13 protein-coding genes are annotated in these 14,263 nt (G+C 45.6%); 12 read left to right on the top strand and 1 reads right to left on the bottom strand.

Annotated features, from left to right (window positions below):
• Positions 1-35: 35 nt before the first annotated feature.
• Together AC4OGX_RS21425 and AC4OGX_RS21420 are read left to right on the top strand one after the other, a co-directional pair.
• Positions 36-1,400, top strand: a complete 1,365-nt coding sequence (locus AC4OGX_RS21425; protein ID WP_493332917.1) for a PFL family protein — start codon at positions 36-38, stop codon at positions 1,398-1,400.
• Positions 1,401-1,416: 16 nt separating this feature from the next.
• Entirely contained in the window at positions 1,417-2,274 is an 858-nt protein-coding gene (locus AC4OGX_RS21420) for a DegV family protein (RefSeq protein ID WP_493332916.1), read from the top strand.
• A 61-nt stretch (positions 2,275-2,335) separates the two neighbouring features.
• On the opposite strand, the gene AC4OGX_RS21415 is transcribed toward AC4OGX_RS21420, so the two are convergent.
• The gene (locus AC4OGX_RS21415) at positions 2,336-3,622 is read right to left on the bottom strand and encodes a nucleotidyltransferase (protein WP_493332914.1); all 1,287 of its coding nucleotides are present in this window, start codon (positions 3,620-3,622) and stop codon (positions 2,336-2,338) included.
• A 218-nt stretch (positions 3,623-3,840) separates the two neighbouring features.
• Here AC4OGX_RS21415 and mgtE point away from each other — a divergent pair, with 218 nt between their 5' ends.
• The 10 genes from mgtE (at position 3,841) to AC4OGX_RS21365 (ending at position 14,227) form a co-directional block, all read left to right on the top strand.
• Positions 3,841-5,175: a magnesium transporter gene (gene mgtE, locus AC4OGX_RS21410; RefSeq protein WP_493332913.1), complete on the top strand. Its 1,335-nt coding sequence runs from the start codon at positions 3,841-3,843 to the stop codon at positions 5,173-5,175.
• 154 nt (positions 5,176-5,329) lie between these two features.
• A complete protein-coding gene (gene pta, locus AC4OGX_RS21405; RefSeq protein WP_493332912.1) occupies positions 5,330-6,325 on the top strand; it encodes a phosphate acetyltransferase in 996 nt (331 codons plus the stop codon).
• Positions 6,326-6,351: 26 nt separating this feature from the next.
• Complete coding sequence (locus AC4OGX_RS21400; protein WP_493332910.1) at positions 6,352-7,542, top strand: acetate/propionate family kinase; 1,191 nt, start codon at positions 6,352-6,354, stop codon at positions 7,540-7,542.
• Between the two features lie 231 nt (positions 7,543-7,773).
• Positions 7,774-8,301, top strand: coding sequence for a YceD family protein (locus AC4OGX_RS21395; RefSeq protein WP_493332909.1), 528 nt, complete (start codon positions 7,774-7,776; stop codon positions 8,299-8,301).
• A 3-nt stretch (positions 8,302-8,304) separates the two neighbouring features.
• A complete protein-coding gene (gene rpmF, locus AC4OGX_RS21390; RefSeq protein WP_004068723.1) occupies positions 8,305-8,484 on the top strand; it encodes a 50S ribosomal protein L32 in 180 nt (59 codons plus the stop codon).
• Positions 8,485-8,682: 198 nt separating this feature from the next.
• Positions 8,683-10,098: a dicarboxylate/amino acid:cation symporter gene (locus tag AC4OGX_RS21385; protein WP_493332907.1), complete on the top strand. Its 1,416-nt coding sequence runs from the start codon at positions 8,683-8,685 to the stop codon at positions 10,096-10,098.
• Between the two features lie 179 nt (positions 10,099-10,277).
• A complete protein-coding gene (locus AC4OGX_RS21380; protein ID WP_493332905.1) occupies positions 10,278-12,203 on the top strand; it encodes an OPT family oligopeptide transporter in 1,926 nt (641 codons plus the stop codon).
• 66 nt (positions 12,204-12,269) lie between these two features.
• Positions 12,270-12,629: a PqqD family protein gene (locus AC4OGX_RS21375; protein WP_493332904.1), complete on the top strand. Its 360-nt coding sequence runs from the start codon at positions 12,270-12,272 to the stop codon at positions 12,627-12,629.
• Between the two features lies 1 nt (position 12,630).
• Positions 12,631-12,987: a hypothetical protein gene (locus tag AC4OGX_RS21370; RefSeq protein ID WP_493332903.1), complete on the top strand. Its 357-nt coding sequence runs from the start codon at positions 12,631-12,633 to the stop codon at positions 12,985-12,987.
• Positions 12,988-13,246: 259 nt separating this feature from the next.
• On the top strand, positions 13,247-14,227 hold the full coding sequence (locus tag AC4OGX_RS21365; protein WP_493332902.1) for a sugar ABC transporter substrate-binding protein: 981 nt from the start codon (positions 13,247-13,249) through the stop codon (positions 14,225-14,227).
• Positions 14,228-14,263: the final 36 nt, after the last annotated feature.

Below are 14,263 nucleotides of genomic sequence, written 5' to 3'. Positions count from 1 at the left end.
AACTGTAGAATGACTGGAAGGCGAGGATAAATGCTATGATTAATATGTACGAAGTATCAGAGACGAATAAGATGATTGAGCAGGAAAACCTGGATGTCCGTACCATCACGCTCGGTATCAGCCTGCTTGACTGTATTGATCCTGATCTTAAGGAGCTGAACCGCAAGATATATGAAAAGATCACCAGACTGGCGAAGAACCTGGTTTCAACAGGAAATGACATTGAAAAAGAATTCGGGATCCCGATCGTAAACAAGCGGATCTCTATTACCCCGATCTCATTGATCGGAGGGGCAGCCTGCAAAAGCCCGGAGGATTTCGTGACCATCGCACAGACTTTAGACCGTGCGGCCAAGGATGTGGATGTCAACTTTATCGGCGGATATTCCGCACTGGTTTCCAAAGGGATGACAAAGAGTGATGAATATCTGATCCGTTCCATTCCTCAGGCACTTGCCGTAACTGAGCGGATCTGCAGCTCCGTCAATGTCGGTTCCACAAAGACCGGGATCAACATGGATGCAGTGCGCCTGTGCGGACAGATCGTAAAGGATACGGCGGAGGCAACCAAGGAGAATGACTCTTTAGGATGTGCAAAGCTTGTGATCTTCTGCAATGCACCGGATGATAACCCATTTATGGCAGGGGCATTTTTAGGGGTCACAGAGACAGATGCCGTGATCAATGTGGGAGTCAGCGGCCCGGGAGTGGTAAAAAAGGCACTGGAAAAGGTACGCGGCAAAGGCTTCAAGGAACTCTGTGAGACGATCAAAAAGACAGCATTTAAGGTGACCCGTGTGGGTCAGCTCGTAGCAGGGGAAGCATCCAAGAGACTGGGGGTTCCGTTTGGAATCGTGGATCTGTCTCTGGCACCGACACCGTCTGTAGGGGACAGTGTGGCAGAAATCTTAGAAGAGATCGGCCTGGAACGTGTCGGGGCGCCCGGAACAACCGCTGCACTTGCGATGCTCAATGACCAGGTGAAAAAGGGCGGTGTGATGGCATCTTCTTATGTGGGCGGCCTAAGCGGTGCATTTATTCCGGTCAGTGAGGATCAGGGAATGATCGATGCGGTCAATGCAGGCTCACTGACTCTGGAGAAATTAGAGGCCATGACCTGTGTATGCTCTGTCGGCCTGGACATGATCGCGATTCCGGGAAAGACAACTCCGGCCACCATTTCCGGCATCATTGCAGATGAGATGGCGATCGGTATGGTGAATCAGAAGACAACAGCAGTACGTCTGATCCCGGTCATTGGTAAAGACGTTGGAGATACGGCAGAATTCGGAGGCCTGCTTGGATATGCCCCGATCATGCCAGTGAATGAATTTGGCTGTGATGAGTTTATCAGAAGGGAAGGCAGGATCCCGGCACCGATCCACAGCTTTAAAAACTAAAACAGGGGAATAGTATATGAAAAAAATTGCGATTGTAACAGACAGTAACAGCGGAATTACACAGGAACAGGGAAAAGAAATGGGGATTTCTGTCGTACCTATGCCGTTTTTTATCGATGGGGCTCTGTTTCTGGAAGATATTACTTTGACACAGGAAGAGTTTTATCAGAAGCTGGGTGAGGATTCTGATATCTCCACATCCCAGCCGGCACCCGGGGATATTTTAGATCTGTGGGACCAGCTTTTAAAGGAGCATGATGAAGTAGTCCATATCCCAATGTCCAGCGGGCTGAGCGGCAGCTGTGAGACGGCAGTCACCCTTTCGCACGAATATGAAGGAAAGGTACAGGTTGTAGATAACCAGAGAATCTCTGTTACACAGGTTCAGTCAGTTCTGGATGCAGTGAAATTAAGAGAGGAAGGAAAATCTGCCCTTGAGATCAAGGAAATCCTGGAGAAGGAAAAACGGGAAGCGAGCATCTATATCACCGTGGATACCTTGAAATACCTGAAGAAAGGCGGCAGGATCACCCCGGCAGCAGCGGCTTTGGGGACGGTCTTAAACTTAAAGCCGGTCCTCCAGATCCAGGGAGATAAGCTGGATGCGTTTTCCAAGGTGAGAGGCTGGAAAGCTGCAAAGAGGACGATGCTCAAGGCCATCGAGACGGACCTCAAAGAACGTTTTGCAGGAAAAGAGGATCAGATGGTATTGGGAATGGCATATACCTGCAGCAAAGAGGAAGCAAAGGAGTGGAAACAGGAGATTCAGGAAAAGTTCCCTCAATATGAGATCCTGGAGGGACCCCTTTCCTTAAGTGTTGCATGCCATATCGGCCCGGGGGCGATGGCAGTCACCTGCATGAAGTGCCTGTAGAAGGTTACGGTGAGTATATGACAGAAAAGAAAGGCGGCAGAGATTTGAGATCTGCCGCTTTTTAAATCTTCAGGAGCATCTGGCTGTATTCATTTTGAAAGGCAGTTTTGTACTTATCTGTAATGACAGATTTGTAGAGGTTGGAAGCCAGGATATCATGATTGAGCATTTTCTTTCCGGCATCAGGAATGTCTTCTGTATCATACAGGCTTGTCAGCAGGGGAAGGATGCCGTTTTTTGTTACGCTGCCAAGAATCTTTTCCCGGTCTTTCCGAAAGCCCAGCAGGCGGGCATAGTAGTGGTAACCGCCGTCGATATATTCTTCCACATTCCTTTTCTTGATTCCCAGCATGATGTGCAGCAATGCCCGGTTAATGCGTGTCTGGGTCAGTTCCTTGGTCTTTAAAAGCTCGCAGAACTGTTTATAATTAAAAAAGTTATTTAACTGGCCGCTGATGCGGTTCGCCAGTTCTTCTGATACGTCCAGATAGCGGGTCAGATCCTGGGATGATTTGTTCAAAAGCTTGTACTTCATAAGCAGAGAAAAGTCATTCTGGTATACGGGGTACAGGACATGGTGGTAATCCTTTAAAAGCTCCAGACAGCAGGCGGGAACCTGGTCTTCCAGTTCATTGAGAATATTGGAAAAATGGAGGTTATCAAAGGTCCCCCCGTCCATATGGGTGCTGAGTGCAAAGCTGGAGTAGGCAAGCAGTGAGCGGATGGCAGAGGCGGAGCTGTAGTTATCCTGTAATTGTGTATCATGGTAGTGTGACTCTTCCCGTTTGATAGTGTACGGTCTGATGGAGCTGCCCAGCCGTTTCAGAGCCTTTAAATATTCGATGCCCAGGATGTTGTTTGGATCATTGAGAAGCAGAGAATATCCAGTATCCTCCATAGAAGCAGCGAGAGCCTTTTGTCTTGCTGCCGGGAAAGAAAGCCCTTCCTTTAAATAAGCCTGGAGCAGCTTTTTATATTCTTCTGGCTCTTCACAGAGAATATCAGCAACCGCTCTTAACCCCTCCAGGTCATTGCATTCGCTGCCAAAACAGAGGGAGTCCACGATCCCAAGGCTGTCCAGGAAGGAAACGGCCCCCATGGCAAAGAGCTCGGCACTTCCGGTCGCATAACAGACAGGAAGCTCAAAGACAGCTCCGGCCCCGCATTTTAAGGCCATCTCGGCCCGGATATATTTTGGCATGATAGCCGGAGTTCCTCTCTGTACATAATCTCCGCTCATGATGACAATGGCGGTATCGGCCCCGGTTATTTCCTTTGCTTTTTCTATATGATACTGGTGTCCATTATGAAATGGATTATATTCTGTGATTAAACCGACAATTTTCATAAGAATCTCCTTGTATATCAATTTATTAACCATTATACTATAAAATAGTGGGTTATAGTAGGTAGAGTTTGGTTTATAATATGTGATTTCTGTAAAATATAAGTAAAACAGGAAGAAACAGACCGGATTCTAGTACGGTGAATCCGGAGTAGAAAAGAAACGTTTAGAAATAAAAGACAGCAAGATTATTTAAAATAAAACAAAAGAGGGTGTATGGCATGGAAAATGAGATTGTATTTGAACTGCTTGAGCAGCGGAAATTTAAAGAATTGAAAGAAGAACTGGAAACCATGCATCCCGTTGACATTGTGGAGATGCTGGAGGAGTGTGACCAGAAGCAGCAGATGCTGATCTTCCGTCTTCTGGCCAAGGAAGAGGCTGCGGAAGTATTTACAGATATGAACAGTGACATGCGCGAGAATCTGATCAATGCGCTGACGGATTCCGAGCTGGAAGAGGTCATGGACGAGATGTATGTCGATGACACAGTGGATGTCTTAGAAGAGATGCCGGCGAATGTGGTGGACCGTCTCTTAATGGCGACAGATGAGGAGACAAGAAGAAAGATCAATGTACTGCTGCAATATCCTGAGGACAGTGCCGCAAGTATCATGAATGTGGATTATATCAGCCTTCGCAGGGAGATGACAGTTGCCGATGCTATCTTAAAGATCCGGCAGGTAGGTATTAATAAGGAAACGATCTATACCTGTTATGTGACAGAGAAAAAGAAGCTGATCGGGGCCGTGGACGTCAAAGACCTGCTCACAGCCGGTGAATCCAGGTTCATCGAGGAAATCATGGATGAGAATGTTCTCTGTGCAAAGACATTGGACGATAAGGAGGATGTGGCTACCACGATCAAAAAATACGGTTTGGTAGCGATCCCGATCATTGACCATGAAAACTGCCTGGTGGGTATCGTAACGGTTGACGATGCGATGTTCGTTCTGCAGGATGAGACAACGGAAGATATCAGTATCATGGCCGGTGTAAGCCCGAATGAGGATTCCTATTTCGGAACGTCTGTCTTGAAACATGCAAAGAACCGGAGTCTGTGGCTGATGCTGCTGATGCTCTCTGCCACGGTGACAGGAGAGATCCTGGGACACTATGAGGCTGCCATGGCAGTGATGCCCGTGCTGATCACCTTTATTCCCATGCTGATGGGAACAGGAGGTAACTGCGGTTCTCAGAGCTCCACTTTGATCATCCGCGGTCTGGCAGTCGGGGAGATCCAGTTTAAGGACATTTTCAGGGTCATATTTAAAGAGATCCGTGTTGCTATTGTGGTAAGCTGTCTTCTGGCGATCGTGAACGGGATCCGTATCTACATTATGTACGACCAGAATATTACCTTAGCCTTTGCATTGGGCCTTACCATGATGGCTGTTGTGGTCATGGCAAAATGTATCGGCTGCACCCTTCCTCTTCTCGCCAAGAAGTTAGGCCTGGACCCTGCGATCATGGCCGCACCGCTGATTACGACAATACTCGATACCTGTACCATATTAGTGTATTTTAATATCGTAACGGCGATATTCCACCTGTAAGGGGAGGCACGGTAATCTGCCCGTTCCTCTGCGTAATTTTTCGTTCTTCAAAACTAAAATTGTATTTAAAAATACACACGTTATCTACTTGTATACAAAAAATCTTTGCGTTATAATAAAACAAGTGAGAAAAAATGAAAGGTGGCTTTAAATCATGGGATTTATTGACGAAATCAAAGCAAGAGCAAAATCTGATAAGAAGACGATCGTCCTTCCGGAGACAGAAGACGTAAGAACTTACAAGGCTGCAGAAGCAGTTTTGAAGGAAGGAACCGCAGACCTGATCCTTGTAGGAAGCAAGGAAGAGATCGAGAAGAACGGCGCAGGATATGACATTTCCGGTGCTGTGATCGTAGATCCGGCTACAAGCGATAAGACAGAAGGCTATATCGCGAAGTTAGTAGAATTAAGACAGAAAAAGGGGATGACAGAAGAGCAGGCAAGAGAGATCCTTCTGACAAACTACTTATATTATGGGGTTATGATGGTGAAGATGGGGGATGCAGACGGTATGGTATCCGGAGCATGCCACTCCACAGCAGACACACTTCGTCCATGTCTGCAGATCTTAAAGACAAAACCGGGAACAAAGCTGGTATCCGCTTTCTTTGTAATGGTAGTGCCGGACTGTGATATGGGAGCAGACGGAACCTTTATCTTCGGAGATTCAGGTCTGGAGCAGAATCCGGATCCGGAGAAGCTTGCGAATATCGCAGTTTCCTCAGCAGAGTCCTTCAAGACACTGACAGGAAAGGAACCGATCGTAGCCATGCTGTCACACTCCACAAAGGGAAGTGCAAAGCATGCAGATGTTGACAAAGTAGTAGAAGCGACAAAGATCGCAAAAGAACTGGCACCAGAGTTAAAGCTGGACGGAGAACTGCAGCTTGATGCAGCGATCGTACCTTCTGTTGGAGAGTCCAAGGCTCCGGGAAGCCCGGTTGCAGGACATGCCAACGTACTGATCTTCCCTGACCTGGATGCAGGAAATATCGGTTACAAGCTGGTTCAGAGACTGGCAAAAGCAGAAGCTTACGGACCTCTTACTCAGGGAATCGCAGCTCCTGTCAATGATTTATCCCGTGGATGCAGCGCAGAGGATATCGAAGGCGTTGTAGCGATCACAGCAGTGCAGGCACAGGCACAATAAGAAATGAATTTCAGGAGGGTAAGAAAATGAATGTATTAGTAATCAACTGTGGAAGTTCTTCTTTAAAATTCCAGTTAATCAACTCTGAATCAGAAGAAGTACTTGCAAAAGGTCTCTGTGAGAGAATCGGAATCGACGGCAGCCTCACATATCAGCCGGCCGGCGGAGAAAAAGTAAAATCAGCAAAGGACATGCCTACACATACAGAGGCGATCCAGTTCGTGATCGATGCTTTGACAGATCCGCAGACTGGTGTTGTTAAGAGCTTAGACGAGATCGGAGCTGTGGGACACCGTGTGGTACACGGCGGAGAGAAGTTTGCATCCTCAGTTGTGATCACGGAAGAAGTGAAGAAAGCAGTAGAGGAATGCAATGACCTTGCACCGCTTCACAACCCTGCTAACTTGATCGGCGTGAACGCATGCCAGAAGCTGATGCCGAACACACCGATGGTAGCAGTATTCGATACCGCATTCCATCAGACAATGCCGGAGAAAGCATATATGTACGGACTTCCATATGCTTATTATGACAAATACAAAGTAAGACGTTACGGTTTCCACGGGACAAGCCACAGCTTCGTATCTAAGAGAGCAGCTGAGATCGTTGGAGTACCATATGATGCGACCAAGACTATCGTATGCCACCTTGGAAACGGTGCAAGTGTATGTGCCGTGTTAAATGGTAAATCCGTAGACACATCCATGGGCTTAACTCCACTGGAAGGTCTGGTAATGGGAACACGTTCCGGAGATATTGATCCGGCAATCCTGGAATTCATTGCAAAGAAAGAGAACCTGGACATTGAAGGTCTGATGAAGGTCCTGAATAAAGAATCCGGTGTATACGGACTTTCCAATGGTCTTTCAAGCGACTTCCGTGATCTGTCCGCAGCAGCAGAGGACGGCAACGGGCAGGCAAAGGTTGCTCTTGAAGTATTTGCCTATAGAGTAGCGAAGTATGTAGGAAGCTATACAGCAGCGATGAACGGCGTGGACAACATCGTATTCACAGCCGGAATCGGCGAGAATGACCAGGAGATCCGTGAGGAGATCTGCGGATACCTTCAGTTCCTCGGAATCGAGATCGACAAAGAAGCCAATGCAAAGAGAGGAGAGGAAGTGATCATTTCCACTCCGGACTCAAAAGTAAAAGTACTTGTTATCCCGACAAACGAAGAACTGGCGATCGCAAGAGAAACAGTAGCACTGATCTAATCAGTTTGTTTGACTGGTAAAAAGAAGGGAAAAAGGTGGGCGGACAAACATCCGCTCACTTCCTTTGTCAGAATATTCTGAATATGGAGAGCAAAAGGGTCAGACCCCTTTGCAGCGGAATCGAGCTCACATGGTTGAATAGTTACATTTTCTGTCAGAATCTGCATTTTTCTTGTTGACAAACTAATTTTACATGATATAATAATTTAGGTATGAATAGGAGTAATAAAGATGTTAATTAACCTATCAGACGTTCTGTCAGAACAGCACAAGACAGTGGAAGAGACAGTTGCTTTGGGATTGGAGAGTGTGGATCTAAAGTCCGGCTCGTATCCGATCGTCAGTAAAGAGCCTGTACATGTTGTCGTTTCCCATGTGAAGGACAAGGAGTTACAGATCAAGGCCGAGTGTAAGGTATGTATCATCATTCCCTGCGACCGATGCCTGGAAGATGTAAAGCAGGAGTTCGTACTGGATTTTACAAAGCATGTGGATCTTGGTATCTCAGATGCTGATCTGCCGGAAGGATTAGATGAATCAAATTTCATTGACGGATATCATCTTGACGTGGACAAATTGCTCTTTAATGAGATATTGATAGGATGGCCGACGAAAGTTCTATGCAGGGAAGACTGTAAAGGCATTTGTAACGTTTGTGGTCAGAACCTAAATCTGGGAACCTGTGACTGTGAAGACACGGGGCTTGACCCAAGAATGTCAGTTGTCCGTGATTTGTTTAAGAATTTTAAGGAGGTGTAACCTATGTCTATCTGTCCAAAGAATAAATCTTCTAAAGCTAGAAGAGATAAGAGAAGAGCTAATTGGAAGATGAGTGCTCCAAACCTTGTTAAATGCAGCAAATGTGGAGAACTTATGATGCCTCACAGAGTATGCAAAGCTTGTGGCTCTTACAACAAAAAAGAAATCATTTCTGTTGACTAATGAAAGAAGACAGAACAAAGGCTTTCCGGATGACCGGGAGGCCTTTTTTCGTGTCTTAAGGTGATAAAACTTTTATTTGTATGCAAATTATAGAAAATTTCAATATATATATATGAAAAACCAATTTGCTTTCTTTGCCCGCCTCCTTTAGGATACAAGTTGTGAAAAAATATCGAAAAATACAGAGGAGGTTTTTGAATGGATGCACTTCTAAGTGTAAACTGGACTGCATTAATAGTGCTGATTATTGCGCTGCTAATGTTCAGGGCGCTTAACTGGATCGCATATAAAGTCAATTGGACATTTGTGATCTTGATCAGTATGGTGATGGGAGCGGTGATCGGAATCGTGTTTGCTTCCGAGGGGAACTCCTATATGACATGGCTTTCTCTGCTCGGGAATATTTATGTTAATCTCATCAAAGCGTTAGTTGCTCCGGTTGTTTTGGTCTCAGTTATTTCCGGGCTGATTCAGTTAAATGATAAAGAAAAAATGAAAAGAATCGGGACAAGATCCGTATTTTGGCTGATGTTTTCATCAGCAGCCGCTATCGTGATCACTGTAGTTTTTGGAGGTCTGACAAAGATCGGGAAGGGAGCAGGGGCAGTGTTTGCCGACATCTCCAATGTCGCAGGCTCTACATTGGAGGCTTATCAGGAGATGGAAACATCCTTCGATCAGATCATCTTGAAGCTGTTTCCGACGAACGTTGCAGGCGATCTGGCGGCAGATAACATTGTTGCCATCATTATCATTGCAGTAGCGATTGCAGTTGCATATGTCAGCGTTTCAGCCAAAGAAGGGGAGGATAAAGTAAAGTCCTTTAAAGATCTGATCGAGGCAGTCAAGAAGATTGTTTTCTATATCCTTTCCTATGTGATTGATCTGACACCCTATGCGGTACTCTGTCTGACAGCGGTATCTGCAAGTCAGCTTTCAAGTGATAAAGAGGCTTTAGTGCAGGTGATTCTTCTTGTTGCAATGATTTATGCAGTGTGTCTCGTACAGACATATATAGTAAATGCATTGATTCTTAAGTTTGCGGCAAAGCTAAGTCCGCTCAGGTTCTTTCAGAAAACATTCGATGCCCAGGCCACAGCCTTCACGACACAGAGCAGTGTGGGATCCCTTCCGATCACTATCGACCGTCTGATCCGTAAGGTTGGTGTTGATGAGGAAGTTGCGAACTTTACAGCTCCTCTGGGAACGACCATTGGTATGGTAGGATGCACCTGTATCTGGCCGATCCTGCTGGCGATGTTCTATCTCAATGCAACGGGACAGCACTGGGAAGCCAGCCAGTATCTGGTTATGTGTTTCATGTGCCTGGTACTTGCCATGGGAAGCGCCGGAATGCCGGGAATCGGAATTGTAACGGCGGTGTCGCTTTTTAGTGCAGTAGATCTTCCCATCGCTGCAGTTGTACTGTTGATGCCGATCAACAGTATATCTGACATGGCACGTACACTGACGAATGTTGTGGGAGCAAATGTGGCGGCGGCTGTTGTTGCACGTAAGACAGGTCTTTTGGATGACAGTGTATTTGATGCGGAAGATGGAAGTCCCAAAAAGAAGGAGGCAGAGGCAGGATCAAAAAGTCAGCGGCTGCATTGATTACGTCAGTGTCAGCATAAAACGGAGAGCTCTCTTTCTTTCTGTTTTTTGGAAATTTTATAAAGTAGAAACAAAATGTGACGATAATTTTTAAAATTGTAGGAATTGGTTGTAAAATCCGTACAAAAATGATAAAATTATTAAATAACTATAAAGTTATATAAAGAAGGAGGGTAATTATGGACGACAATAAGAGTTTTAAACCTTATGTCAGTGCGGACAAAGTCATGCCTGAGTTTACTGTAGCATCTATCGTGCTTGGTATTATTCTGGCGATCGTCTTTGGCGCAGCAAACGCTTACCTTGGTTTGAGGGTAGGTCTTACGGTTTCTGCCTCAATTCCGGCAGCCGTTATCTCTATGGGTGTGATCAGAGTTATCTTGAAAAAGAACTCCATCCTGGAGAACAACCTGGTGCAGACGATCGGTTCTGCAGGAGAGTCATTGGCAGCAGGTGCGATTTTTACAATGCCAGCCCTGTTTTTATGGGCAGCAGAGGGGAAAGGGAGTGCACCAGGACTTGTTGAGATCACATTGATCGCATTGTGTGGTGGTATTCTTGGTATCCTGTTTATGATCCCACTTAGAAAGGCCTTGATCGTTAAGGAACACGGCACACTGCCTTATCCGGAAGGTATGGCTTGTGCAGAAGTTCTTCTTGCAGGTGAAGAAGGCGGTGCAAATGCCTCTACCGTATTCACAGGTATGGGATTTGCAGCAGCATTTAAATTCATTGTGGACGGTTTCAAGATTTTTCCAAGTGAGATTACATATGCTCCAAAGGCATATCCAGGCGGTGCCGTAGGTACACAGGTTTATCCGGCCTTAGTCGGTGTAGGCTACATTTGTGGACCAAAGGTATCCAGCTACATGTTTGCAGGCGGTATCCTCGGATGGCTTGTAATTATGCCGGCAATCGTACTGTTTGGTAAGGATATGATCCTGTTCCCGGGTACAGTGCCGATCGGCCAGATTCTTGCAGAGGGCGGTGTCAGTGCAGTATGGACCAACTACATCAAGTATATTGGTGCAGGTGCCATTGCAGCCGGTGGATTTATCAGTCTGATTAAGTCACTTCCATTGATCGTAAGCACATTCCGCGATGCAATGAAGGATTTGAAAGAAAGCAAGAACAGTCCGAAATCTATGTTAAGAACAGACCAGGATCTGAACATGGGAGTTATCCTTGGCGGTGTTTTAGTAGTGGCATTAGCTATCTGGCTGATCCCTGCTATTCCGGTCAACCTGATCGGTGCGCTTCTGATCGTTGTGTTTGGTTTCTTCTTTGCAACTGTATCATCCAGAATCGTGGGATTGATCGGAAGCAGTAACAACCCGGTATCCGGTATGGCAATCGCAACACTTCTGCTTGCTACCCTGATCCTGAAGTCTACAGGCAACACAGGAATCTCAGGTATGACAGGTGCGATCGCTATCGGATCTATCATCTGCGTGATCGCAGCGATCGCCGGAGATACTTCACAGGACTTAAAGACAGGTTATATCCTTGGTGCTACACCTAAGAAACAGCAGATTGGTGAGTTGATCGGTGTTGTTGCATCTGCAATCGCAATTGGCGGCGTACTGTATCTTCTGAACAGTGCATGGGGATATGGTTCAACAGAACTTCCTGCACCGCAGGCAACACTGATGAAGATGATCGTAGAAGGAATCATGGACAGCAACCTTCCATGGACTCTTGTACTGATCGGCGTATTCATTGCTATTATCATTGAAATACTCCAGATCCCAGTTATGCCGTTTGCGATCGGTCTGTACCTTCCGTTCCAGCTGAGTACCTGTATCATGGTCGGCGGTGTGATCCGTCTGGTTCTCGACAAGAGAAAAACAAAGGATGAGGTCGCAAAGAAGAGAGGTATCGACAATGGTGTATTATACTGCTCTGGTATGATCGCAGGAGAAGGTCTGGTAGGTATCTTACTGGCTATCTTCGCTATTATTCCGATGGGAGCAGGAACACTCGGAGATATGCTTGACATGTCAGGCAAACTGAACCTTGGACCAATCGGTTCAATTGTATTCTTTGCAGCACTGCTGTTTACAATGTTCCCGTTTGCTATTAACAAGAAAATGAAAAACAAATAAGAGACAAAAAAGGACAGTCGCTCCATGAGAGGGCTGTCCTTTTAAAAAAGTCAGGCAGGATAGAAAATGAAGAAAAAGAGAATCAATGAAAATTTTCTGGATTTTGTACCAATGAAGAATCCGGCATATGAATGGGATATAAATGAAAAGGGAATCGTAACCGTCCATGTGGTGAATACAGGTTTTTATAATAAAGTGGCACAGAAGTTTTTTCACCGTCCTAAGATCAGCCACATCGATCTGGATCATTATGGAAGTTATATTTGGGGAACGATAGATGGTGCCAATACGGTGCATGATATATCAAAAGAGGTAGAAAAGAAATTCGGAAAAAAGGCAGAGCCCCTGTTGAACCGGTTGGTGGCTTTTTTGGGGATTCTCCATGATCATAAGTTTATCTTCTACAAAGGAAGGGATAAATGGTAATATGTGGGTATATATAATCGGGATCTTACTATTTGCCATAGCCTCGGCGGTTCTGTATGCATGGGGGCTGAACAAGGCCAATACGCAGGATGCGGAGCTGATGGAAAGCCTGTTTATCAAAGGCGCCTCAAAAGTGAGAAAACACTTAAAGCACAGCGGTGTCATCACACTAAAGGAGATCGAGCAGGAGGTTACAGGAATCAAGGCTTCTCTTTTTTACAGCAGGAAGCGTGTAGCCGTGACTAATTCCAGGGAATTTGCAAAAAAATTAGTAGAATATATGCAGGGACAAAACCAGATCGAGCCGGGAGAAGCCGGAGGCAGAAAAGGATATGTTTTAAAGCAGAGACCAGAGTAGAGATGCTGGTCTCTTTTTTTTATCAAAATAGCAAAACCCTCCTTCGTATTTGTCTATATTATATAAAAAGAGGGATAATAATTTGTGTTTATTGTTGAAAATACAAAAATGGCTTGCAATAGGGGGAGTGATATGGTAATATCAAGACATAAAAATGAATCGATTCAATTTAAGAGAAACGCCGTATTTACAAGGGATAAATCATATATAAGTGAATTGATTTATATCCCCTGGTTCCAACCAAGAAGGAGGAAGAAGAATGAAAAAAATTGCTGCATTAGTATTATCGTTATGTATGGTGTTTTCACTTGCAGCCTGTGGAGGCGGCAAGAGTGATGGCGGTCAGTCAAAGGAGAAGAACAATGCACAGGATAGCGGAGGCAGTAAAACCATTGCATTAGTGCCGCCTGCTATGATCTCCCCGTATTACAAGTCCGTGATCTCAGGTGCTCAAGAAGCCTGTGATAAACTGGGTTATGAGTTAAAGACACTGGCTCCGGAATCTGAATCTGATTATGCATCACAGGTACAGATCGTAGAAGATATGATCACCCAGAAGGTGGATGGTATCATCCTCTGTGCGATCAACAGTGATGCAATCGTAGCAGCGGTAAAAAAGGCAAATGAGGCGGATATACCTGTTGTCATGTTTAACACACAGAATGAACTGGCAGGGGGTGAGGTCGCATGCTATGTAAGATATGACCAATACGAAGCAGGGGCCAAGGTATGCGATTTTGTTGCCGAGCAGTTCGGTGACACCTTAAAGGTAGCTATCGTAGAGGGCCTTCCGTCAGACCATACAACAGAGAGAATGGGCGGCTTCGTAGACAAAGCCAAGGAAAAATATCCGAAGATCGAAGTGGTTGCCAGTCAGGCTGGAGACTGGGAGCGCGAAAAGGGCATGAACGCCGCTGCCAATATGCTCCAGGCTAACCCGGATATCAATGTGATCTTTGCTTTATGTGACGAGATGGGACTGGGTGCAGTCCAGGCTGTCAAAGAAGCTGGTTCAGATGCTAAGGTCGTAAGCTTTGACGGAAATCCCAATGCAGTTGCAAGCATCCAGGCCGGTGAACTTGTTTCCACAGTATCCATCGGCGGTCCAGGCACAGGAATGGCATGTGTGGAAGCATTACATAAGATCTTTGAAGGCGAGACAGTAGAGAAGATTGAAAATGTAGATACCGAGATCGTATGGAAAGAGAATGCGGATCAATTTCCGTCAGAGGCTGATTAGACATTTGTAAACGGCAAACATTGTAATGAAGTACGC

Source organism: Faecalicatena sp., assembly GCF_058819085.1.
Note: the sequence above shows the minus strand (reverse complement) of the source record. Positions and strands in the feature narration are given on the sequence as shown.